Genomic DNA, 22,369 nt, shown 5'->3' on the forward strand with positions numbered 1-22,369 from the left:
CGTCCTGGACGCCGTACGGGACCGCGACCCGCAGACCGCCGAGGCCGCCATGCGGGCCCTGCTCGACCAGGCCGGCCGCGACCTGGACCGGCTCGACACCCCTGACGACACGAAAGGCAGCGGCGGCAAGTGAAGATCGCTCGCATCGAAACCTTCCTGGTCCCGCCGCGCTGGCTGTTCTGCCGAGTCGAGACCGACGACGGCGTGGTCGGCTGGGGCGAACCCGTGGTCGAGGGCCGCGCCGAGGTCGTCAGAAGCGCCGTCGAGGTCCTCTCCGAGTACCTCCTCGGCCAGGACCCCCTGCGCATCCAGGACCACTGGCAGGTCCTCACCAAGGGCGGCTTCTACCGGGGCGGCCCCGTCCTGTCCAGCGCCGTCGCGGGACTCGACCAGGCCCTGTGGGACATCGCGGGCAAGACCTACGGCGCCCCCGTGCACGCCTTGCTCGGCGGCCCCGTCCGCGACGACGTCCGCGTCTACGCCTGGGTCGGCGGCGACGAACCCGCCCAGCTCACCGAGCAGATCACCGAACAGGTCGAGGCGGGATTCACCGCCGTCAAGATGAACGCGGCCGGACCGACCTCTCCCGTCGTCACCGCCGCCGAGACCGCCGCCGTCGTCGCCCGCGTGGCCGCCGCCCGTGACGTGCTCGGCCCGGACCGGGACGTCGCCGTCGACTTCCACGGGCGCTTCGGCGCCGCCTCGGCCCGCCGCGTCCTCGCCGAACTCACCCCTCTGCAACCGCTGTTCGTGGAGGAACCCGTCCTGCCCGAGCAGGGCCACCTGCTGCCCGGACTGGTCGCCGCCAGTCCCGTCCCGCTCGCCACTGGCGAACGTCTCTACGGCCGCGGCGAGTTCCTGCCCGCCCTCACCGCGGGCATCGCCGTCGCGCAGCCCGACCTCTCGCATGCGGGCGGCATCTCCGAGGTCACCCGCATCGCCTCCCTCGCCGAGACGTTCGGCGCCCTGCTCGCCCCGCACTGCCCGCTCGGCCCCATCGCGCTCGCCGCCAGCCTCCAAGTGGCCTTCGCCACGCCCAACTTCCTCATACAGGAACAGAGCCGCGGCATCCACTACAACAAGGACGCCGACCTGCTCTCCTACGTCGTCGACCCCGAGCCGTTCCGCTTCACCGCCGGACGGGCCCACCGGGGCGACGCGCCCGGCCTCGGCATCACCGTGGACGAGAACGCCGTACGCGCCGCCGACCGCACCGGGCACGTCTGGCGCAACCCGGTGTGGCGGCACGCCGACGGCTCGTTCACGGAGTGGTGAGCGTGCCCCTCGCGTGCACCACCGACCCCGCGCACGGCGGACGCTGGACCTCGCTGCGCGCCGGCGAGCGCGAATGGCTGTGGCACCGCCCGGACCCCGCACGCGAAGGCGTCGCACCCGGCGACGCCTTCGTGGACGCGGGCGGCCTGGAGGAGTGCGTCCCCACCGTGCGCGGCACCCCCGACCACGGCGACGCCTGGTCCCGGCCCTGGACCCGCGACGGCGGCACCGAACGCGTCGACTGCGACGCGTTCACCCTCGCTCGTACCGTCCGGCCCACCGCCGACGGCGTCGAGGCCGACTACACGCTCACCGCCGACCCCGGCTACCGCTTCGTATGGGCGGCCCACGCCCTGTTGGACCTCTCCGTACGGGCCGAACTCCGGGCCCGTACGGGCACACCCACCCGCGTGTTCCCGGAAGCGGCACCCCTGCTCGACGGACCCTGGCCCGACGGCGCCCCCTGGGTGGAGGGCCACTGGCCCGCACCGCGCGGACTGCGCCTTGACCGGTTCGGCCCCGACGACGGCACCGCGGCCGGCGCCGTCCTCGCGGACGGCCGGGTCTGCGTCCACGACGGCCCCGACCGGCTCGCCCTCGCCGTCGAGGCCGCGGGGCAGCCGGTGTCCGTCGCCCTGTGGCGCAACCTGGGCGGCTTCCCCGAGCAGGGCCCCTACCGCAGCACCGGGGTGGAACCGATGCTGGGCCGCACCTTCGACCTCGCCGAGGCCGGCCCCGGCGACGCGGCCCGCGTCCCCGCCTCCGGCGAGGTCCGCTGGCGGCTCACCCTGACCGCCGACTGCCGCTGCCCCTGACCCCTCGACCGCCGCCCGAGCGGCGTGGCCGCCGGGGGGACGGGCGCGCCGCAGCACCGAACCGACACCGAAGGAGCCCCACTCCGTGGACCTACGAGCAGCCCTGGCCGACCGCCGCCTCGTCGCCATCGTGCGCGGAGGCGACCCGGACGCCGCCCTGCGCACCGTACTGGCGCTCGCCGAGGAGGGCGTCGACCTGATCGAGGTGTCCCTCAGCGGCGTCGACGCGCTCGGCGTCATCGCCCGGGCCGCCGCGGAGTTCGGGCCGGACCGGCCGATCGGCGCTGGCACCGTCCTGACCGCCGACGACGCGCGCGCCGCGCGGGACGCCGGCGCCGCCTTCGCCGTCACCCCCGGCCTCGGCGCCGGAGCCGACACCGCCCGCGCCCTCGGCCTGCCGGTCCTCGCCGGCGTCATGACCCCCACCGAGGTCATCGCCGCCCGCGCCCAGGGCGCCGACGCGCTCAAACTGTTCCCGGCCGCCGACGCCGGGGGACCGGCCTACCTCAAGGCCCTGCGCGCCCCCTTCCCCGACACCGCGTTCGTGCCCGTCGGCGGCGTGGACCTGGACGCCGCCCGCGCCTACCTCGCCGCGGGCGCCACCGCCGTCGGCGTCGGTTCCCCGCTCGTCGCGGACGCCGCCGACGGCGGCAGCACGAACGCTCTGCGCGAGCGCGCCCGCGCCTTCCGCGCCGCCGCCGAGGAGGCCACGGCGTGACCGAGCGGCTCCTGCCCACCCGCCCCGACCGCCTCGAACTCGGCGAGGGAATCCGCTGGACCGGCGACGGCGTCGTCCTGGTGGACATCCTGCAAGGACGCCTGTTCGCCGTCCCCGAGGACCCCGGCCTCGCGCTGCGCGGGATACTGCGGCTGCCGCTTCCGCTGGGCGCGGTGGCGCCCGTCGCCGGCCGCCCCGGCACCTGGATCGCCGCCGCCGGCACCGGCGTCTGCCTCCTCGGCTCCGCCGGCGCACCCGTCTGGCTCGCCACACCCGAGGACCGCCCCGGACCGCAGATGCGCATGAACGACGGGGTCGCGGACCCCTCGGGCCGCTTCTGGGCGGGCAGCATGGCCTACGACAACACCGAGGGTGCCGGCACCCTCTACCGCGTCGACCACGACGGCACCGTCACTCCCGCCGTCGAGGGCGTCACCATCCCCAACGGCCCCGCCTTCACCGCCGACGGCCGCACCCTGTACCTGGCCGACAGCGCCCGCGCGATCGTCCGCCGCTACCCGGTCGACCCCGACACCGGCCGCGTCGGCACCCCCGAGGACTTCCTCACCGTGGACGAGGGCGGCCCGGACGGCATGACCGTGGACGCCGAGGGTGCCTTGTGGTGCGCCGTCTGGGGCACCGGCACGGTCCGCCGGTACCTCCCGGACGGCACCCCCGACCGGGTCGTCCGCCTCCCGGCCGGACAACCCGCCGGCGTCTGCCTCGAAGGCACGCTGCTGCACGTCACCACCGCCACGGTGGGCCTCGACGCGCCCGGCCCGTACGACGGCGCGGTCTTCACGGTGCCCGTCGACGTGCCCGGCACACCCACCCCCGCCTTCCGGCTCGACCCCTCCGCACCGGTTGCCGGAGACCTCGCGTGACCGGCACCTGGCGCCCGGCACCGGGACGCGTGGTCTGCGTCGGCGAGACCATGGCCGCCCTCGCCCCCGACCCGCCCCGGCCGCTGTCCGAGGCCGGCCACCTGCGCCTGTCGGTCGCGGGAGCCGAGTCCAACGTGGCGATGTACCTCGCGGACCACGGCATCCCGGTGACCTGGCTCTCGGCGCTCGGTGACGACCCGCTCGGCGCGCGGGTGCGGTCGGCCGTCGCCGCCGCCGGGGTGGACGTCGCCCCCGTTCGCACCGATCCCGACCGGCCGACGGGCCTGATGCTGAAGAACCCGACGCCCACCGGCACCCGCGTGCACTACTACCGCCGGGGCTCGGCCGCCTCCGCCCTCGGCCCCGACCTGCTCGACCACGAGGCGCTGCGCACGGCCGCTCTCGTGCACTTCACCGGCATCACCCCGGCCCTGTCCGCGTCCTGCCGCGAACTGGTCACCGGCGCGCTCGCCGTCCCGGCCGCCGAACGCCCGTACGCGATCAGCTTCGACGTCAACCACCGCGCCCCGCTCTGGCCACGGGGCGCCGCCCCGGGCGCGCTGCGCGACCTCGCCGGACGCGCCGACATCGTCCTCGTCGGCCTGGACGAGGCCCAGGACCTGTGGGGCGCGGAACTGACCCCGGCGGCCGTACGCGAACTGCTGCCCGGGCCGCGCGTCCTCGTCGTCAAGGACGGCTCCCGCGAGGCCACGGCCTTCACGGGGTCCGGCGCCGTCACCGTGCCGGCGCTGCGGACCGTCGTGGTCGAACCCGTGGGCGCGGGCGACGCGTTCGCGGCCGGCTTCCTCACCGGTCTGCTGCGCGGCGAACCCGTGGACCGCGCCCTGCGCCTCGGCCACATCACGGCGGTCTCCGCCCTGAAGGTGACCGGAGACCACGGCCCACTCCCGCCGCACCGCTCCGTCGGCCGACTCCTCGCCCTCACGGACGAGGAATGGGAGGCGTACGAGGAGACACCGAGGTCCGCGCCGGACACGGCCGGGGGCGGGCAACGGGGAGGACCGCCCACCTAGGGCCTGCGGACCCCGGCGGAGCCCTCGCCGGTATCAGGAGACGCGGCTGTCTGTATTTCCCTGAGGAAAGGCTGCTGACCTGCTGCGAGGCGGAGCCTGATCGTGCGGGACTCGGGGCGGAGCGCGAACTCGGGTCGCACATCCGGTCCGCAGGCGCGTGAGCCGAGCCCGTGCTGGGCCGCGTCGATGATCAGGTGACTCGCCGTCGACCCGGGAAGCTCGTAGGGGTGTCCGGCCTGCGCGATCTGCTGAGGGGTGTGGCGGCTGAGGGTGAAACCGGGACGCCGGCCCTGTGCGTCCGGAAGGGCAACGATGCGCAGCACCTCGGTGGTGCCGCTCGTCAGCGTGAGCCTTCGCAGGCGGGAGCGGTGCCCGGTCTCCTGGGGGCGCGCGTAGTCGACCGAGAGCGCGGCGACGGTGGAGGCGAAACGGCCCGTGCGGGCCGCGCGGAGGCTGTCGGGGTACGACTCGTACGGGCCCAGGCCGAACCACTCGGCGCCGTCGACGGGAGCCGCGCCGTCGGGGAGGCAGAAGCGGACCCCGATCCGTGGCCACACGGTGCGCCAGCCGCTGGAGGGCTCGATCTCCACGCGCAGCTCCAGCTCGTCGTCTTCGAGTGACCAGACGGACTCCACGGTCACCGACAAGGCCGAGTTGGCGGCGGAGACCTTGTCGACGGTACGCAGCGCGTCGGGGGCGTGTTCCACGGACACGCGTCGCGTGGTCAGCCGGTGCAGGCCGTCGCGACGCCACAGGTCGGCGTTGGACACGCCGGGGATCCCGGCGTCGCTCTCCTCGACCTCCTCGGACGCGCTTTCGTCGTTGTCGGTCGGCGCGCGGAACAGCTCCAGCCGCGGGCCGGCGACGGGGCGGCCGGCGAGGCGGGTCAGGGATCCGTCGACGAACTCGGCGATCCCGAGCGTCCCTGTGCCGTCGCCGTGCCGCCAGCTGTTCCGGAGCCGGACAGCGGGAACGGACCGACGTACCGAGCGATCCAGTTGAGCGGTCGCGACGACATGGCCTTGGGGTGCCCAGGCGGTCGCGGCTGCCAGCTCCGCGTCGATCGTGAGCCACGTCTCGGCGTCCGGGGACAGCGTGATCCGCGGGAGCGGAACCTGTGCGGACGCGCCTGCCGGGATCACGGGGACCTCCAGGTCACCGCCGTCGACGCGTGTTCCGTCGTGCTCGACGCGCCAGCGGAAGCGCAGGTCGGAGGTGTCGGCGCAGTGCCGCAGATTGGTGATCGCGACGCCGGCCGCGTCGAAGGCGAAGCGGAGCGGCTGGACGACGGCCTTGTACTCGTGGAGGCTGGGCGTCGGGACGTCGTTGCTCAGCAGCATGCCGTCCATCACGAAGTTCCCGTCGTGCACGACCTCTCCGAAGTCGCCACCGTAGGCGTAGTACGGCGTTCCGTCCGGGGCCGTCGCGAGGAGGCCGTGATCGCGCCACTCCCAGACGAAACCGCCGTGCAACCGCGGGTACGCGTGCACCAGCTCCTCGTACTGGTCGAGCGACCCCGGCCCGTTGCCCATCGCGTGCGCGTACTCGCACAGCAGGAAGGGCTTGGCGCGCTGCCGGGCGCTCTGCGCGGGGGTGCAGTTCAGCAGTGTGGCGTCGGCGCCGTCGGAGCCGATGCCGCGGGTCTGCGGCACGGATGCGTACATGCGTGAGTAGACGTCGGTGTACTCGCCGGTGTGGTCACCTTCGTAGTGCACGGGGCGTCCGGCGTCGCGGGCGTGGACCCACGCCGACATGGCGGCGAGGTTGCTGCCGGTACCGGCTTCGTTGCCGAGCGACCAGAGCACGATGCTGGGGTGGTTCTTGTCGCGTTCGACGGTGCGTTGGACGCGGTCCAGGTACGCCGCGCGCCACGCGGGACCGTCGCTGGGATTGCCCGTCCAGCCGACCTTGTCGAAGCCGTGCGTCTCCAGATCGCATTCGAGGACGACCCAGAAACCCAGTTCGTCGGCGAGGTCGAGGAGCCGCGGATGCGGCGGGTAGTGGCTGGTACGGATGGCATTCACGTTGAACCGCTTCATGCGGACCAGGTCCTCGCGGGCGTGTTCCTCGTCGAATACACGGCCGCGCTCGGGATGGGTCTCATGGCGGTTGACCCCGTGGAACACGACGCGGCGGCCGTTGACCAGGAACCGGTCGCCGCGGATCTCGACCGTTCGGAATCCGAGCCTCAAGGTGACGCTTTCCGCTGAGGCGGACACCGTGGCGTCGTACAGGCGGGGTCGCTCGGCCGACCAGGGCTCCACACCGGTGAGGTCGAGGGGCGCCACGTCGGCCGCCGTGGCCCAGACCCGCTCGACGTCGAGTTCGGGGATGCGCAGGGTGAGGGGGAACGCCGTCGCGTCGGCGGTGACCTCCGGGTCGATGCGGCCGCGGCCGTCGTCGAAACCGGTCCGCAGCCAGACGTCCTCGATGCCCCCTGCCGGCCGGGCGAGCAGGGTGACGTCGCGGAAGATGCCCGGCAGCCACCACTGGTCCTGGTCCTCGAGGTAGCTGGCGGCCGACCACTGGTGCACCCGCACGGCGACGACGTTGTCGCCCGGACGCACGAGGGACGTCACGTCGAACTCGTGGGCGAGTCGGCTGCCGCTCGCACTCCCCGTCTCCACGCCGTTCACCCATACCGTGAAGAGCGATTCGACCCCGTCGAACCGCAGCACGGTCCGGCCGTTGTCCGGCCAGTCGCCGGGGAGGTCGAAATGGCGGCGGTAGTCGCCGGTGGGGTTCTCGTCCGGCACGTGGGGCGGGTCGATGGGGAACGGGTACTGGATGTTCGTGTAGATCGGCCGGCCGTAGGCACCCTCGCCCTGGAGCACCCAGTGCGAGGGCACCGGGATGCTGTCCCAGCCGTGGTCGTCGAAGCCCTCGGCCGTGAAGTCCAGCGGCACCGATGCCGTGGGCGACAGACGAAACCGCCAAGGCCCGTTCAGCGAAAGGGAGGGGGCGTCGGAGTGCAGCCAGGAGCGCGCCGCGCGCAGTGCGCCACGACTTGGCGCGGTGTCGGAGACATGTGCGGAAGGCTCGGAGGGCACGAGGTCACAACTTTCTTGGTAGGAACCGGGGGATCCGGGCGCGGACTGGGCTGGCCGGCATTCCGGCGTGGGCGGTCGTGCTTCGTCTACCGGAGTACGACGGTGCGGATCTCCCAGGGGCCGAGGCGGAGTTCGAGGCACTCCTGCACGGCGATCGGGGAGATCGGCCGGCCGAGCAGGTCGACCGTCGTGGCCCGGGTGAACGGGCCGGTGATGCGCACGCGCGAGCCGCTGTCGCTCATCGAGGTCAGCCGCACCTCGGTTCCGGCCCCCTGCTCGTCGTCGGTGACGCGCCGGATGCTTGAGACGTGGATGTCCTGGCCGTCCACTCGTACGCCTCCGGCGTCGCGGGTCAGCCGGTGTGTGGTGGGCGCGGTTCCGCGGGTGACGAGGACGTCGTTGCGGAACTCCTCGGCAAGGGCGACCGCGCGGGCGCCCTGCCAGCCGGACGCGGAGGGGACGACGGCGAAGCGGTTCTCGATCCGCATGCCGAGTTCCTGTGCCCCCGGTGCGGGGATCTCGCCGGCCGCGGGCTCGTCGCGGAAGGGATGGATGTTGACGCTGATCGAGCCGATGGCGCGCAGCAGGGTGATGGCGAGTGAGGTGCCGTCGCCGACGAGTTCGTACTCGCTGGAGTGGTCGAGCAGGACGGTGGCGGGGCCGGCGGACACGAAGGAGTCGGCGGGGAACGTCGGGATCGGGTACTCGCCCCAGCCACCCTCGGCGGTGAGCCCGCGCTCGGTGACGGCGAACTGCCCGGCGGACGCGGATGTGGTCACGGGCCGGGGCAGTGGCAGGTGGAAGCGAAGCCGGTGGTCGGCGCTCTGGTTGAGGAACGCGGTGGAGACACGCACGAAGGGCTCGCCCACGCGTACTTCCACGAGCATCTCCACGGGTGTGGGCACGGTGCGGTCGCTGCGCAGATCGCGGTCCGGGGAGAGGGCGGCGGGCCAGTCGTAGACGCGGGTGACCCGAAGCCTGGACCGGAGCGGACCGGTCTCCAGGACGTCGACGGTGATCCGCGTCGGCTCTGACACGAGGACGTCGCGGGCCGGTGGAGCGTAGTTGTAGCTGTCGCCGCGGTCGCCGCCGTCGACGAGGCGGCCGACTCCGGACAGGACTGTGCCGTCGCTCCCGGTGACATCCAGCGTTCCGTCGTCGGCGACGACGACCTTGACGAGCCCGTTGGTGAGCGTGTCGGCCGTCGCCGTCGCGGGTGTGAGGGGCGTCTCCGGGCCGGTGGGCCCGTCGCCGGCCCCGACTCGGAAACCGGCCAGCCCGGACGCGGGGACGTGCACCGGCACCAGCGCGGTGGCCCGCGCCTGTGCCAGGGTCCGCACCCGCCACTGACCGGGATGCGCGGTGGCCGCGGCGGCGACCTCGCGGCGCAGGACCAGCAGGTCGAACGGACCGCTGGTCGGTACCTCGGCGAGGTGGAAGACCAGCGAGTTCGCGGTGAGTTCGTAGCGGTCGATCAGGCGGCCGAACAACTCGCGCCGGTGGATGCGGCGCAGCACCCGTTCCAGCTGCGAGGCGTCCACGTGCTCGTCGCTGAGCACGGTGGGGGAGTGGGAGACCAGTTGCACGGGGTACGCCGATCCGTCGGCGGTGTTCGCGATCAGCGCGGTGTGCGCCGGCGGGACCACGACATCGACCTCGACGAGCGCCGTGCGTTCGAACGGCAGCGGGTTGGCGACCAGGTAGCCGTCGCCCGGCACCAGCGCGGCGGGTTCGGCGAGGGCCGCGTCCCGCACGGCGCGGGCCGTCTGTGCGGCCTCGGCGAGCCGTGACGCGACCTGCTCACAGGTTTCGTCGGTGCCGGAGCCGACCACCGAGTCGTGTGCGGTCGACTCGATGATCTTGTGCCAGGCGAGGGAGAGGAACGGCGAGTCGTCGCGCTGGGACCACAGGGCGTTCATCCGCTCGGCATGGTCGATGGCGCGTTCGGCGAGGGCCATGCGCTGCTTCAGCCCGAGCCGCACGGACAGCACGCCCGGCAGGATGTTGCCGCGCACATGGCTGCGCAGTTCGCCGGTGACCACGGCGGACACCTCGTCGCGGACGTGTTCGCGGACGTACGCGTCGAGCGTCGCGAGGGTGATGGTGTGTTCGTCGCCGGATGCCTGCCGCAGCCAGTCCGGCAGCTGCGGGTCGGGGGCGTTGTGGTCGGTGCCGGCCATGGCCAGCACCGGGTCGGTGCCCCACCGCTCGGCCGTCATCCGGGCGTAGTCACCGAGCGCGCGGCGGATCTGGTCGGGCACCAGCAGGACGTCGAGACCGTTGTCGTAGCCGTCGAAGAGGTACTCGGTGCGCACTTCGGACCCGTCCGGCGCGCGCCAGCGGAAGGCGTGACCGTCGACGGAGCTGGGCACCCCGCGCCACAGTGCCGCGTGCTCGATCCCGGCGCGCCGCAGAATCTGCGGCATCTGGGCGATGTGGCCGAACATGTCGGGCAGATACCCGAGGGGCATGGCGCCGCCGAGCTCCGCCGCGGCCGCCCAGCCCATCTGCAGGTTGCGCACGATGGTCTCGCCGGAGCAGAGGAACTCGTCGAGCAGGATCAGCCAGGGCCCGATGGCGAGCCGGCCCGCTCGGACCAGTGCGGTGACGCGGTCGCGGTTTTCCGGACGCATCTCCAGGTAGTCCTCGATCGCGGCCATCTGCCCGTCGACGGTGAACCGGAAGTCCGGTTGCGCCTCGGCCGTCTCCAGCACGGTGTCGAGGGCGGCGACCAGCCGGTGCCGGAACACCTGGAACGGCTCGTACCACTCCCGGTCCCAGTGGAAATGGGGCACGAAGACGGCGGAGTTCTGCATGACGGGAGGGACCTTCTGTGCGGGGGTGGCAGCGGAGAACGCGGGCGGGGTGGTCACTTGATGGAGCCGGCGGCGAGTCCGGTGCGCCAGAACCGCTGCAGGAGGACGAACACGATGATCACGGGCACGATCGACACCAGGGAACCGGTGATCACGGACTCTTGCAGCAGCGGGGCCCGTGCGGTCTGGCCGTTCCACTCGTACAGCCCGAGCGTGACCGGGAACAGTGACTCCTTCTGCAGCATCACCATCGGCAGGAAGAAGTTGTTCCAGATGGCTACGAACTGGAACAGGAAGATGGTGACCAGGGCCGGTGCCATCAGCCTGGACGCCACCGAGAAGAACGTGCGGAACTCGCCGGCGCCGTCCAGGCGTGCCGACTCGATCAGTTCCTGGGGGACGGCGGCGCTGGCGAAGACACGCGCGAGATAGACGCCGAACGGGCTGACGATGCTGGGCAGGAAGACCGCGAGATAGGTGTTGACGATTCCCGCGGCGGAGAAGAGCAGGAAGAGCGGCAGGGCGAGCGCGGTGGTCGGAACCAGGACACCGCCGAGGACGACGGAGAAGAGGAACTCGCGGCCCCGGAACTGGAACTTGGCGAAAGCGTAGCCGCACAGCGCGGAGATCAGGGTTCCCACGGCCGCGCCCAGCACCGCGTAGATGACGGTGTTGACGGCCCACCGCCCGAAGATGCCGTCGCTGCGAGTGAACAGGATGCGGAGGTTCTCGAACAGGTTGAAGTGCGAGAACGCCAGGCCGTTGGTGGAGGCGAGGTCGCCCTGCGGCTTCGTGGCGGCGACGACGAGGAAGTACACGGGCAGGAGGAAGTAGATGGCCAGGAGGAACATCAAGGCCATCGCGGCCGTACGGCTGACGCGGCTTTCACGGATCGCGGGTCGGTCGCTCACAGGCCCGCCCTCTTGGAGGTCAGTCGCATGAAGCCGAAGCTCAGCACGAACGTGATGACGGCGATGACCACGGAGATCGCCGCGGCCTGCTGGTAGTTGTTCCCCGACGCCACCGCGTACGCGAGCATGTTCGGGGTGAACGTGCTCGAGATGTTGGAGGAGATCTGACGCAACACGGCGGGTTCGGCGTAGAGCTGCAGTGTGCCGATGATCGAGAAGACCGTGGTCAGGACGATGGACGGGGCGATGATCGGAACCTTGATCCGCCAGGCGATCGACCAGTTGCTCGCGCCGTCGATCTTCGCGGCCTCGTAGAGTTCCTGCGGGATCGCCTGCAGCGCCGAGAACATGATCAGCATGTTGTAGCCGGTCCACAGCCATGTCGAGACATTCGCCGTCGACCACAGCACGGCCCCCGGGCCGAGGAAGTCGGGGTGCAGGCCGATGCTCTGCAGAAGGTCGAGGACGGGGCTGAGCTGAGGCGAGTACAGGTAGGACCACATGATCGCGGCGATGACGCCGGGCACGGCATAGGGCATGAACGCGGTGATGCGGAAAAGCGACTTGAGCTTCAGCAGTGGTGTGTCGAGCAGCAAGGCGATGATCAGCGCCGTGAACAGCATGACCGGCACCTGAACGATGCCGAACAGGCCGATGCGACCGATGCCGGCCCAGAATTCGCTGTTCTGGATCACTTGAGCGTACTGCTCGAAACCGCCGAACGCCGTGTACGAGGTGCCGTACTGCCCCCCGGTGCGACGCACGACGCGGAGGCTCTGCCACAGCGCGTAGCCGACCGGTACCAGGTAGAACAGCACGAACGGCAGGAAGAACGGGGTCAGGAAGGCGACGATGACGCGCGCCCTGGGGCCGCCGCTCAGACGGGTGCGGCCACGGGGCGGTGCCACGACGCGCGGCGCGCGGGTTGCGAGATCGGTCATGCTGCGGTCACTTGCCTGCCGTGGCCGGGATGGCCTGGTCCTTCATGGACTTCAGCGCGGCGCTCTGGGCGGCCGCGAGCGCGTCGGTGAGGGTTCCGTCGCCGGCCGCGGCCTTGGCCATCGCGTCCTGCAGTGCGAGGTTCACCGTCTTCTGGGTGGGACCCCAGGTGAAACTGGTGTCGATCTTCTTGGACGAGTCGGCGAAGACGTCGAAGATCCTCTCGTTGTTGTAGTATGGAACGCCCTTCGAGAGCGCGGGAAGTCCCAGACCGGCGTCGGCTGCCGGATAGAGGCCGCCCAGCTGGTTCTCCAGAGCGAGGGCCTCGGGGTCGGTGTTCAGCCAGGTGTTGAATTTCACCGACTCGTAGAGGTGCTTGCCGCCCTTCATGAACGCGACGGTGGATCCGCCCCAGTCACCGGACGTGCCGTTCGTACCCCACGTCGGCATCGGGACCACCGACCACTTGCCCGCCTGCTCGGGCAGGTTGTCCCGGAACATGCTGTAGCCCCAGGCCGCGCCGACGTAGCTGGCGACCTGGTCCTTCTCGTACGCCGCGTACATCTGCGTCGAACCGTTGGCCAGGTCGGTGCGCACGAGCTTCTCGGAGATCAGCTTCTGCCAGTACTCGGCGACCTGTTTGCTCTGGGCCGACTCCACGGTGACGTGCCACTTGTCACCGGAGTAGCCGTACATCTGGGCGTTGTTCTGCCACAGGAGCCCGTTGAACCACTCGGCGTTGTTCGGGTCGAAGAACGTGATGGTGAGGTGGGGATCGGCCTGGTGCAGTTTCCGCGCGTCCTGCGCGTACTGGTCCCAGGTCTTGGGGATCGCGACGCCGTACTTCTTGAAGAGGTCGGTGCGCACGTAGAGAGCCATCGGCCCGGTGTCCTGCGGAAGGGCGAACACGCCGGAGCCGCCGAAGCTGGTCTGCGACCACGTCCAGGGTACGAATTTCGACTTCGCCGCGGTGGCGTCCGAGCAGGCCGAGGCGTCCACGAAGGCGTTCTGGGAACGCAGGTTGGGCAGCTCGTCGTAGCCGACCTGGGCCAGGTCGGGTGCCTTGCCCGCCTTGAGGGCGTTGCCCAGGATGCCGTACTGGTCGTTGGAGATGTTCTTCGTCTGCACCTGGATGTTCGGGTTCTTCTTGTTCCACAGGGCGACGACCTTGTCCATCCCCGGAACGGTGTTCCAGTACTGGAGGGTGACCTTGCCCTTCGAAGGCGCGCAGGATGCTGCGGTGGCCTTGCCCGACGGCGCGGGGGACGAGCATCCGGCGAGTACGGCGATACCGGCTGTAGCGGCGACGGCGGCGAGGCGGGTGCGCGTGACTGTGCTGCTCATATCTTCCGTTCCAGACAGCGGCTAGCGGTGGCGCTAGACGGGCGGACGTTGACGCTTCGGGCGCTGTGCCTTCTGAAGGGGGGAATGGGCGGGACGCAACGGTGTCGGGTCGGTCGCCGATCGCCGTGGCGGGGATGAGAAAAGCCATGTATGTTGCGACCGTGAGCGCTCCCGTGAACGTTCACGGGGTGTTGGAATGTTCGGAAGTGTGCGCTCCCGTGCGGTCAGGTGTCAAGGCTTTCGGGGCGCATGCGAACCCGACAGGTCAAGGGCCGCCCAGCCGCGCGCCGGCCCGGGCGACGGGGCCGGAACTCCCCATCGCGTGCGGCACACGCCTCGCTGTGGGGGCCGGGCATACTCGGCCCCCTGCCAGGCCCCGTGTCATCCGATCCGTGGAGGTGAGTGAGAGTGCCGTCGGGGAGCGAATCCCGCAGGGTGACGATCCATGATGTCGCCCGCGCTGCCGGGGTGTCCCGGCAGACCGTGTCACGCGCGCTGAACGACAAAGGGGAGATCGATCACTCCACCAAGCAGCGTGTGCTCGACGCGGCTCTGGCGCTGGGTTACCGTCCGAGCCGGTTCGCCAGAGGGCTGGTGCGACAGGACACCATCAGCGTCGGTCTCGTCATCCCTGACCTGCTCAACCCGTTCTTCACCGAGGTCGCCGCCGCGGCACTGGAAGCGGCGCGGGCCCATGGCTGGCACGTTGTCGTCTACGACACCGCCGACAGCGGAGAGGAGGAGCTCGGCACACTCCAGGTACTCACCTCGCAGGTGGACGCCGTGGTCGGCTACTTCAGCCGGCCCGAAGCCGAGATCGAGCAGCTGACCCGGGGTCTCCCGGTGGTGCTCATCGACCGCGGAGACGACACCGAACGGTTCAGTTCCATCCGGATCGACGGGAGGGACGGCGTCAGGGCGGCCATCTCACACCTCGTCGAGTCAGGGCACCGCCGTATCGGCATGCTCGACCACGCTGCTCGAGCCGAGCCGAGCGTTCGCCACGCATGGTTCGCCGACGCGATGACCGCCTGCGGTCTCGGTGGTGGACGGGTGTGCCGCGCGGAGCAGAGTGTGGAGGGCGGCGAAAGCGCACTGGAGAGCCTGCTTGCCCAACACCCCGATGTCACCGCCGTCTTCACCTTCAACGACATCATCGCCATCGGCGCGCTGCGCGCCGCCCGCCGCCTCGGACGCGAGGTTCCCCGAGACCTCGCCGTGATCGGCTTCGACGGGGTACGGCTCGGCACGCTTGTCGAACCCCAGCTGTCCAGTGTGGCCCTCGACATCCGCAAGCTCGGCGCACTAGCCGTCGAACAGACCGCCCGGCTGCTGACCAGGAACAGTCCGCTCGATCCCGATCAACTGGTGGCAAGGGCAGACCTGCGCCTGCGTGCATCGGCATAGGCGGCGCCGGGGACCCCCGGGCCCTCAGATTCGGTCGGCGACGCGACTTCCGCCTGTGTCACCCGACGAGCTCGCGCACGGTAAGTCGCGGCTCGGCGCCCAGGTGGCTCGTTGAACCGTGCAGGGTGGGGGGCGCGTGTGGTCGAGCGTGGCGGAGTGCCGGGCGACACGGCTGTCGCCGGATGTGATCGGCGAACTCGTCGCGGAGGTGGGCGCGTTGTGACAAGAGCGGCAACAGGTTCGGCTCGTGGCTCGGCCGCGGCGACGGGCGGTGGATGCCGGGCGAGGCACCAGTTCGTCCTCGTGGCCCGAGCACCGCCGTGACGTCCCCAACTGGCCCGGTCGACAGACGTTGCGCATCCAAACGAGCGCGGAGCGCAACGGAGTTGGAACGGCGCCCCCCGGCCTCGGAACTCCTGGGCATGAAGGGGGCCGACGTGGACTTGTACTCCGGTGCGACTTCGTGATCCAGCTAGGCGTCGAGGTAGTGGTAATCCGCCACCGGGAGGCCGATCGCCAGGCCGCCGTTGTGGACCCTCCATTCGCTCATGCCGTCGACGTCGTGGCTGACCAGGAACAGCCCCCGGAGCCTCTCGTCGTACTCGTCATCATGGTAGGACGCCGGGATCCGCGCGATCCGACGCAACCTCTCCTCGAACCAGCCGAGGGACGCCGCGCGGATGTCGCCCCCGTAGAAGGCCCACCTGACGTCGTTGTACTGCCGAGCGGGGAAGGCCCAGCCCCCGCTGTAGGTGCGCTCCGGATAGTCTGCTTCCACGATCTCCTGATCCGGGCCAGCTGTCCGTCGTCACACTGCAGCCAGCCCCTGACCGAGACCATGGTTCCCACGGCGGTTGCTCCTCGTTCGTGTGTCGCGCTGCCCTGGCGCACGGTTCCTGTGCGCCGGCACGCCAGGGGCGACCTGTGCGGTCGCGCCGAGGGATTGGCAGTGGGGCCCGGGTGAGCAGGAGAACGGCCAAGGCGTGATCATCAGGGGTTGTGTGGGCTCCTGAAGATCGTGCGATGGCCTCGGGCCACAGCGTGGACGCGGCCCGTTCCGCGGTGACCTTCCGAGGCGGTACGGCTACTTCCGGCCCCCCCAGAGCCTGTCGGGTGGCCAGTTGACTACGCCGAGCATGGGCCGCTGACGACCTCGGAGTGCTCGTACCGGCACACACCACATGATCGTTCCAGGGCCGTCGCCATGCCTGCAGGGCAGATCGCAACCGTCACGCGTCTCGCATGACCAGGCACCCCACCCCGGCACGCTTTCTGAGGAAGACGCGCGCCACCTCCAGCCACTTCCGGGCGTCCTCACCGGTCGCCGTCATGTTGGTCTCGGACCAGGGGCGACGCCGGGTGACACACAGGCAGAAGCCGACGGCGCCGCCCTGTACCCGTTGCGCGGCAGCCGCGGGGCCCCACACCCGGGTCCGTCCGTCAGGTGCTGTCAGCTCGACCCGGAAGGGGTCCGCCGGCTCAGGCAGTCCGACGGCGGCGAAGGACAGCGCCCGTCCCAACACCCCCAGCGACGCCACGTGCTGTCCGTCCAGCCTGACCGATGAGACGTGGGAGGTCATCCGGCCGCCCGTTCCCGTGCGTAACCTGCGGAAAGGCGGCGGGGTGCGGAAGTACGGAGACCGATCGGTGCTCGACTCGATCTTCTACGTACTGCGCTCGGGCTGCCGGTGGCGGATGCTCCCGCGCGACCTGCTGCCTTGGGACGCGGCGCACCGCTGGTTCACCAAGTGGCGCCGGGACGGCAGCTGGGACCGCATCCACGATGAGCCACGCCGCCGGCTCCGGATCGGGGCCGGAGGCGCTGGCAGGTCCGAAACCGTCGGCCGGCCCGCGACCACGAACGGCTGACCGTGACCTCCGAGGCCATGATCAAGGTCGCGATGGTCCGCCTGACGCTCGTCCGGCTCGCCGGGCAGTCATCGCGATGGAACCATGAATCCCACCGCAAGGCCGCGCGAACCAAGACCACCGAAGACCTCATCAGGGCGTGATCAACCGGCCACCCGACAGGCTCTCAGCCGGGCCCCCGTCCGCATGCTGCGATAAGCTGTGACAAAAGGTATGCGTGCCCGCCGGTCTGTCGCGGCTCGGCCGCCCAGAACGCTGCGGCATGGTGGCCCAGCGCCTGCTCGGTCTGCGGAAATCAATCCCAACAGTTCCACGGGACAGTTGTCTTCCCCAGGTCCGTTCTCCCGTAGGTCGGTTTTCATGGACCTCAACACCATCACCGAAGTAGTACGGCGGCCGTCCGAGCGGCCAGGCAGGGACTGGCGCGAGGGCGATGCCTGGCTCGCAGGCGGAACATGGCTCTATTCCACGGAGCAGCCGGACCTGCGCCGGCTGATCGATCTGACGGCGCTGAGATGGGAGTCTCTCGTTCCCGCGGACGAGGGTCTGGAGATCGGCGCCACATGCACCATTCGCGACCTGTATGCCTTCCGGTGCCCGGCGGCCTGGACGGCCGGGATTCTCTTCCGGAAAAGCTGTGAGGCATTCCTTTCCTCGTTCAAGGTCTGGAGCGCGGCGACCGTCGGCGGAAACATCTGCATGTCGCTGCCCGCCGGCCCGATGATCACGTTGACGGTCGCGCTCGAGGCGCGGTACGAGCTGTGGGCGCCCGATGGGTCCGCGCGTTTCGTCGACGCCCTCGATTTCGTCACCGGCGACCACCGCAACGTTCTCGCCCCAGGGGAGATCCTTCGGCGCGTCATCATTCCGGTGCACGCGCTGCGCAAACGCACCGCGCACCGCCGCTTCACGCTGACCCGACTCGGCCGGTCGACGGTGTTCCTCGTCGGCACCCAACGGCTGGGAGCGAATGACCTGCTGCTCACCGTCACCGCCGGCACCACACGGCCGGTACGCCTGGCCTTCGACTCCCTGCCCGATGCCCGAACCCTGCGGCAGAGCATCGACGCCCTGCCCGCCGACGTCTGGTACGCCGATCCCAACGGGACCCCTGACCACCGCCGGCATCTGACCCGGCACTTCGCCGAAGAGATTCGCCGCGAACTCACCGCTGGGGACCTGCCATGACCTACGTTGTGAACGGCCGGACGTTCGCCCGGGAACCGGCCCCGGGCCAGTGCCTGCGCACCTTCCTGCGCGAACTCGGCCACTTCGGTGTCAAGAAGGGATGTGACGCGGGCGACTGCGGCGCCTGCACGGTGTGGCTGGACGGCGATCCCGTACACAGCTGCATCACCCCCGCCTTCCGCGCGGACGGCCGTGAGGTGACCACGATCGAGGGGCTCGGGCGGCCCGGCGCCCTGCACCCCGTGCAGCGGCAGTTCGAGGACGCCCCGGGGTTCCAGTGCGGTTTCTGCACCGCAGGGATGATCATGACGTCGGCGACCTTCACCGAGGACCAGAAGGCCGATCTGCCAAGGGCGTTGAAGGGCAACCTCTGCCGCTGCACCGGGTACCGGGCGATCGAGGACGCCGTGAAGGGCGTCAGCGCGGTGGAGACGGCAGCGCCGGGCAAGGCCGTCGGGATGAGCGTCGGTGCGCCCGCCGGCCACGACGTGGTGACGGGTCACGCCGAGTTCACCATGGACACGCGGATCGGCGGCATGCTGCACCTCAAGGTGCTGCACTCACCCCACGCGCACGCCCGGATCCGCTCGATCGACAAGAGCGCCGCCCTCGCGGTGCCCGGCGTGCACCGGGTCTACACCTGGCAGGACGTACCCCGCAGACGCTTCACCACGGCGATCCACACCGACCACCTGGTCGACCCGGACGACACCTACGTCCTCGACGACACGGTCCGCTTCGCCGGCCAGCGCGTCGCCGCAGTACTGGCCGACACGGTCGGCGCGGCCGAGGAGGGCTGCCGGCGTCTCGCGGTCGAGTACGAGGTGCTGCCGGCGGTGTTCGACCCGGAGGCGGCGATGGCCGACGGCGCACCCCAGCTGCACAGCGCCGACGATCCGTTCGTCCGCGACCCCGCCCACAACATCCTGCTCGAACTCCACTCGCACATCGGCGACGTCGACGCGGGATTCGCCGCGGCCGACGTGATCCACGAGGGAACGTACTTCTCTCCGCGGGTGCAGCACGCGCATCTGGAGACCCACGGGTCTATCGCCTGGCTGGAGAACGGCCGGCTGAACGTCCGCACCAGTTCGCAGTCACCGTCGATCGCGAAGGCCAAACTGGAGTACCTGTTCGCGCTCCGCCCGGACCAGGTGAGGGTGTTCTGCAAGCGCGTCGGCGGCGGATTCGGCGGCAAGCAGGAGGTGATCGCGGAGGACCTGGTCGCGCTCGCCACCCTGGACACCGGGCGGCCCACCTGTCTCGAGTACACCCGCGAGGAGGAGTTCACCACCGCCTCGCCGCGGCATCCGATGACGCTGACGGTCAAGCTCGGCGCGAAGGCCGACGGAACGCTCACCGCCTTCCAGGTACGCAACGTGTCGAACACGGGCGCGTACGGCAACCACGGCGGCGAAACGGTGTACGCGGGCGGGGCCGCCGTCATGATCTACCGCTGCCCCAACAAGAGGTACGACGCGTACTCCGTCTACACGAACACCGTACCGAGCGGGGCGCTGCGGGGTTACGGGATGACGCAGCCGGCGTTCGCCGTGGAGTCGGCGATGGACGAACTGGCCCGCGCCCTGCACGTCGACCCGCTGGAGCTGCGCCGACGCAACATCGTGCGGCCGGGCGAGCCCCTGCTCGCCCTGCACGCCGGCCCCGACGACGTGAACTTCACCGAGGACGGACTCGCCACATGCATCGACCTGGTGGGCGAGGCCTTGGCCCGTACGGCCGACCGGCCACCTCCCGGCCCCGAATGGCTCGTCGGAGCCGGTGTGGCGAGTTCCCTGCACGAGACCGCGCCCCCGACGGAACACCTCTCCGAGGCCTGGGTCACCCTGGGTGACGATCTCATCTACGAACTGGCCGTCGGTACACCCGAGTTCGGGGAGGGAACCTCCACGGCCCATGTCCAGATCGCAGCCAACCAGCTGGGCACGACACCCTCACGCATCCGTCTGGTGCAGTCGGACACCGACCGCACGGGATTCGACACCGGGGCCTTCGCGAGCGCGGGCCTGTTCGTGGCGGGCAACGCGGTCCTGCGGGCGGCCAACGCCGTGCGCGACCGCATCCTGGAATTCGCCGCGGCGCACACGGGCGTCCATGTCGTGATGTGCACGATGGACGACGACGGTGTCCTCTGCGGGGACAGGCGGGTGACGCTGGCCGAACTTGTCGCGCTGGCCCGGACGCGCGGGATCCGTTTCACCGCCGCGCGCAAGGCCTACGGCTCACCCCGGAGCGTCACCTCCAACACGCAGGGGTTCCGGGTCGCCGTGCACCGCGTGACGGGTGAGATACGGATCCTGTACAGCGTGCATGCGGCGGACGCCGGAGTGGTCATCAACCCGGCGCAGGTCCGGGGACAGGTGGAGGGCGGTGTCGCCCAGGGAATCGGCTTCGCGTTGACCGAGAACCATCACCTCGACGACAGCGGCGTCATGGTCAACCCGAACCTCCGGAACTACCGCATCCCCACCTTCGCCGACGTCCCCCGTACCGACGTCCTCCTCGTGGACTCGACGGATTCGGTGGGGCCCCTGCGGGCGAAGGGGATGGCCGAGTGCTGTATCAACCCGGTGGCGCCCGCCCTCGCGAACGCGGTGCATGACGCCACGGGGGTCCGCTACCGTGCGCTGCCGCTGACTCCGGAACGCGTTTACGGCCGGCTCCCGGCGGAGCAGTTGACGTCGACAGGTTGAGCCACCATGAACACCGAAAAGAACGTAGCCGCCGCGGCGACGGCGATCATCGGCCAGAAGGTCCTGCCCGGTAGGGAAAGGGAGTACGAGTCGTGGCAGGAGGACCTCAACGCCGCGGCCGCCTACTACCCCGGTTTCCTCGGTGCCGAGATCTCCCCGCCGACACCGCTGCAACCCGATTGGGTCGTCGTGTACCGGTTCGACTCGGTGGCGCATCTGCAGGCGTGGATCAACAGCGCGACCAGACAGACGTATCTCGACGTCGGTGCCAAGTACTTCGACGGTCCGGCGACCCAGCAGGTGGTCAGCAGCGGCACCCAGTCACTGGATCCGCTGGTCACCGTGGTGGTCACGCACCGCGTCCCCCAGAACCAGGTCGATGACTTCCTCATCTGGCAGCACCACATGGTCCAGGAGGAGAGCAAGTTCGAGGGGTTCCGCGGGACCGAGCTCTTCCGCCCCATCGAGGGGCTTCAGGAGGAATGGACCACGCTGTACCGCTACGACAGCGCAGAGCACCTCGACGCCTGGCTCACGTCGCCCCAGCGGCAGGAGATGCTCGTCGAGGGCGCGAAGTTCAGCGACTTCAGACTGCATACGATCGACAACTCGTTCGGCAGCTGGTTCGCCTTCGAGGGCAACGGCAAGGAGGCACCGCCCCCGCCCTCCGTGACCCGGACCTCCCTCGCCGTCTGGGTCGGCCTGTACCCGACCGTGGTGCTGCTGACCCTTGCTCTGTCGCCGCTGCACATGCGGCTCTGGGCCGGCCTGCTCGTGGGCAACCTGCTGTCGAGCTTCCTCATGAGCTTCCTGACCATGCCCTACTACGTGAACCCGCTGCTCGGGCGGTGGTTGCGGCCACCGCCGGACGAACCGACAAGGACCCGCCTCCGTGGCCTCGGTGTCGTCGCGATGGCGCTGGCCTTCTGGGCCGTCGTCTTCTACCTCGTCACAGTCCGGTTCTGGACGCTGCCCTGACGCTCGGCGACGCATGTGGTCGAGTCCGTCCCCGTGGGCAAGACCGGTGCCGGCGGAAGTGTCCGAGCGGTGAGGGCCGCGGTCGTGGAGGTCGTCCGCCCAGGCCCTCGGCGCCGGGGCGGCTCTCGGCGCCGGTTCGGGCCTCGGCGCGGGACTGGGCCTCCATCCGCCGGGCCGACGTTTCCGCTGTCGCGGTCGACAAGTCGATTCCTCGATGGAGTGGGCACGTCCCGATCCGCATCGTGATGGACATCGCCGGCCCTGGCGACGAGAATGTCCGCGACTCACAGGAACCCACATCCCATCAAGTCTTCTGCCCGGTGACGGAGCCGGTGCGGGGCGCGTGCCCCCTCTCCGCGCCAGCACTGGACGGTTCCAGGCGGCGACCACGGGTCGGTACATTCGGGCACCGACGACCCAGGTGGGC

The 22,369-nt window shown here is 70.6% G+C and carries 18 protein-coding genes and 1 pseudogene; 12 read left to right on the plus strand and 7 right to left on the minus strand.

Going from position 1 to position 22,369, the window contains the following annotated elements:
* From AB0L59_RS40860 to AB0L59_RS40885, 6 genes and pseudogenes are all read left to right on the plus strand, one after another.
* A pseudogene (locus AB0L59_RS40860) lies at window positions 1-133 on the plus strand (GntR family transcriptional regulator); the annotation flags it as partial.
* Window positions 130-1,275 (plus strand): galactonate dehydratase, encoded by a 1,146-nt coding sequence (gene dgoD, locus AB0L59_RS40865; protein ID WP_365592908.1) that lies wholly within the window; start codon window positions 130-132, stop codon window positions 1,273-1,275. The pseudogene AB0L59_RS40860 and the gene dgoD, both read left to right, overlap by 4 nt.
* Window positions 1,272-2,090 (plus strand): hypothetical protein, encoded by an 819-nt coding sequence (locus AB0L59_RS40870; RefSeq protein WP_365592911.1) that lies wholly within the window; start codon window positions 1,272-1,274, stop codon window positions 2,088-2,090. Before dgoD ends, AB0L59_RS40870 begins: the two co-directional genes overlap by 4 nt.
* 85 nt (window positions 2,091-2,175) lie before the next feature.
* Entirely contained in the window at window positions 2,176-2,808 is a 633-nt protein-coding gene (locus AB0L59_RS40875; protein ID WP_365592913.1) for a bifunctional 4-hydroxy-2-oxoglutarate aldolase/2-dehydro-3-deoxy-phosphogluconate aldolase, read from the plus strand.
* Window positions 2,805-3,692 (plus strand): SMP-30/gluconolactonase/LRE family protein, encoded by an 888-nt coding sequence (locus tag AB0L59_RS40880; RefSeq protein WP_365592916.1) that lies wholly within the window; start codon window positions 2,805-2,807, stop codon window positions 3,690-3,692. The genes AB0L59_RS40875 and AB0L59_RS40880 overlap by 4 nt, the downstream gene beginning before the upstream one ends.
* Window positions 3,689-4,726 carry a sugar kinase gene (locus tag AB0L59_RS40885; RefSeq protein WP_365592919.1) on the plus strand — a complete coding sequence of 346 codons (1,038 nt, stop codon included), beginning with the start codon at window positions 3,689-3,691 and terminating at the stop codon, window positions 4,724-4,726. The genes AB0L59_RS40880 and AB0L59_RS40885 overlap by 4 nt, the downstream gene beginning before the upstream one ends.
* Here AB0L59_RS40885 and AB0L59_RS40890 read toward each other — a convergent pair.
* The 5 genes from AB0L59_RS40890 to AB0L59_RS40910 all read right to left on the minus strand — a co-directional run bounded on the left by AB0L59_RS40890 (window position 4,723) and on the right by AB0L59_RS40910 (window position 13,786).
* On the minus strand, window positions 4,723-7,776 hold the full coding sequence (locus tag AB0L59_RS40890) for a glycoside hydrolase family 2 TIM barrel-domain containing protein (RefSeq protein WP_365592922.1): 3,054 nt from the start codon (window positions 7,774-7,776) through the stop codon (window positions 4,723-4,725). The two genes, AB0L59_RS40885 and AB0L59_RS40890, sit on opposite strands and share 4 nt — an antisense overlap.
* An 86-nt stretch (window positions 7,777-7,862) precedes the next feature.
* Window positions 7,863-10,592 carry an alpha-mannosidase gene (locus AB0L59_RS40895; RefSeq protein WP_365592925.1) on the minus strand — a complete coding sequence of 910 codons (2,730 nt, stop codon included), beginning with the start codon at window positions 10,590-10,592 and terminating at the stop codon, window positions 7,863-7,865.
* Between the two features lie 53 nt (window positions 10,593-10,645).
* Window positions 10,646-11,452, minus strand: a complete 807-nt coding sequence (locus AB0L59_RS40900; protein ID WP_365592981.1) for a carbohydrate ABC transporter permease — start codon at window positions 11,450-11,452, stop codon at window positions 10,646-10,648.
* 47 nt (window positions 11,453-11,499) lie between these two features.
* Entirely contained in the window at window positions 11,500-12,444 is a 945-nt protein-coding gene (locus AB0L59_RS40905; RefSeq protein WP_365592928.1) for a sugar ABC transporter permease, read from the minus strand.
* A 7-nt stretch (window positions 12,445-12,451) separates the two neighbouring features.
* Window positions 12,452-13,786, minus strand: coding sequence for an ABC transporter substrate-binding protein (locus AB0L59_RS40910; protein ID WP_365592930.1), 1,335 nt, complete (start codon window positions 13,784-13,786; stop codon window positions 12,452-12,454).
* Window positions 13,787-14,194: 408 nt separating this feature from the next.
* Here AB0L59_RS40910 and AB0L59_RS40915 point away from each other — a divergent pair, with 408 nt between their 5' ends.
* On the plus strand, window positions 14,195-15,193 hold the full coding sequence (locus tag AB0L59_RS40915; protein ID WP_365592932.1) for a LacI family DNA-binding transcriptional regulator: 999 nt from the start codon (window positions 14,195-14,197) through the stop codon (window positions 15,191-15,193).
* 472 nt (window positions 15,194-15,665) lie between these two features.
* Here the strand turns inward: AB0L59_RS40915 and AB0L59_RS40920 are convergent, their stop codons facing one another.
* Complete coding sequence (locus tag AB0L59_RS40920; RefSeq protein WP_365592934.1) at window positions 15,666-15,971, minus strand: hypothetical protein; 306 nt, start codon at window positions 15,969-15,971, stop codon at window positions 15,666-15,668.
* A gap of 451 nt (window positions 15,972-16,422) precedes the next feature.
* Window positions 16,423-16,773 (minus strand): hypothetical protein, encoded by a 351-nt coding sequence (locus AB0L59_RS40925; RefSeq protein WP_365592936.1) that lies wholly within the window; start codon window positions 16,771-16,773, stop codon window positions 16,423-16,425.
* Between the two features lie 16 nt (window positions 16,774-16,789).
* Between AB0L59_RS40925 and AB0L59_RS40930 the strand changes: the two genes are divergently transcribed.
* The 5 genes from AB0L59_RS40930 to AB0L59_RS40950 all read left to right on the plus strand — a co-directional run bounded on the left by AB0L59_RS40930 (window position 16,790) and on the right by AB0L59_RS40950 (window position 21,942).
* Window positions 16,790-17,062: a transposase gene (locus tag AB0L59_RS40930; RefSeq protein WP_365592938.1), complete on the plus strand. Its 273-nt coding sequence runs from the start codon at window positions 16,790-16,792 to the stop codon at window positions 17,060-17,062.
* A 2-nt stretch (window positions 17,063-17,064) separates the two neighbouring features.
* Entirely contained in the window at window positions 17,065-17,205 is a 141-nt protein-coding gene (locus tag AB0L59_RS40935; protein ID WP_365592941.1) for a hypothetical protein, read from the plus strand.
* Between the two features lie 217 nt (window positions 17,206-17,422).
* Window positions 17,423-18,250 carry an FAD binding domain-containing protein gene (locus tag AB0L59_RS40940; protein WP_365592944.1) on the plus strand — a complete coding sequence of 276 codons (828 nt, stop codon included), beginning with the start codon at window positions 17,423-17,425 and terminating at the stop codon, window positions 18,248-18,250.
* The gene (locus AB0L59_RS40945; protein WP_365592946.1) at window positions 18,247-20,964 is read left to right on the plus strand and encodes a molybdopterin cofactor-binding domain-containing protein; all 2,718 of its coding nucleotides are present in this window, start codon (window positions 18,247-18,249) and stop codon (window positions 20,962-20,964) included. The genes AB0L59_RS40940 and AB0L59_RS40945 overlap by 4 nt, the downstream gene beginning before the upstream one ends.
* 6 nt (window positions 20,965-20,970) lie before the next feature.
* The gene (locus tag AB0L59_RS40950) at window positions 20,971-21,942 is read left to right on the plus strand and encodes an antibiotic biosynthesis monooxygenase (protein ID WP_365592949.1); all 972 of its coding nucleotides are present in this window, start codon (window positions 20,971-20,973) and stop codon (window positions 21,940-21,942) included.
* Window positions 21,943-22,369 lie beyond the last annotated feature (427 nt).

This window comes from Streptomyces sp. NPDC052109 (genome assembly GCF_040680195.1).
Taxonomy (GTDB): domain Bacteria; phylum Actinomycetota; class Actinomycetes; order Streptomycetales; family Streptomycetaceae; genus Streptomyces.

Excerpts from the sequence above, each read along its gene's own strand:
- AB0L59_RS40895 (WP_365592925.1), bottom strand. The coding sequence starts at position 10,592 with ATGCAGAACTCCGCCGTCTTCGTGCCCCATTTCCACTGGGACCGGGAG.
- AB0L59_RS40900 (WP_365592981.1), bottom strand. The coding sequence starts at position 11,452 with ATGGCCTTGATGTTCCTCCTGGCCATCTACTTCCTCCTGCCCGTGTAC.
- AB0L59_RS40940 (WP_365592944.1), top strand. The coding sequence starts at position 17,423 with ATGGACCTCAACACCATCACCGAAGTAGTACGGCGGCCGTCCGAGCGG.
- AB0L59_RS40945 (WP_365592946.1), top strand. The coding sequence starts at position 18,247 with ATGACCTACGTTGTGAACGGCCGGACGTTCGCCCGGGAACCGGCCCCG.
- AB0L59_RS40910 (WP_365592930.1), bottom strand. The coding sequence starts at position 13,786 with ATGAGCAGCACAGTCACGCGCACCCGCCTCGCCGCCGTCGCCGCTACA.
- AB0L59_RS40950 (WP_365592949.1), top strand. The coding sequence starts at position 20,971 with ATGAACACCGAAAAGAACGTAGCCGCCGCGGCGACGGCGATCATCGGC.
- AB0L59_RS40905 (WP_365592928.1), bottom strand. The coding sequence starts at position 12,444 with ATGACCGATCTCGCAACCCGCGCGCCGCGCGTCGTGGCACCGCCCCGT.
- AB0L59_RS40925 (WP_365592936.1), bottom strand. The coding sequence starts at position 16,773 with ATGACCTCCCACGTCTCATCGGTCAGGCTGGACGGACAGCACGTGGCG.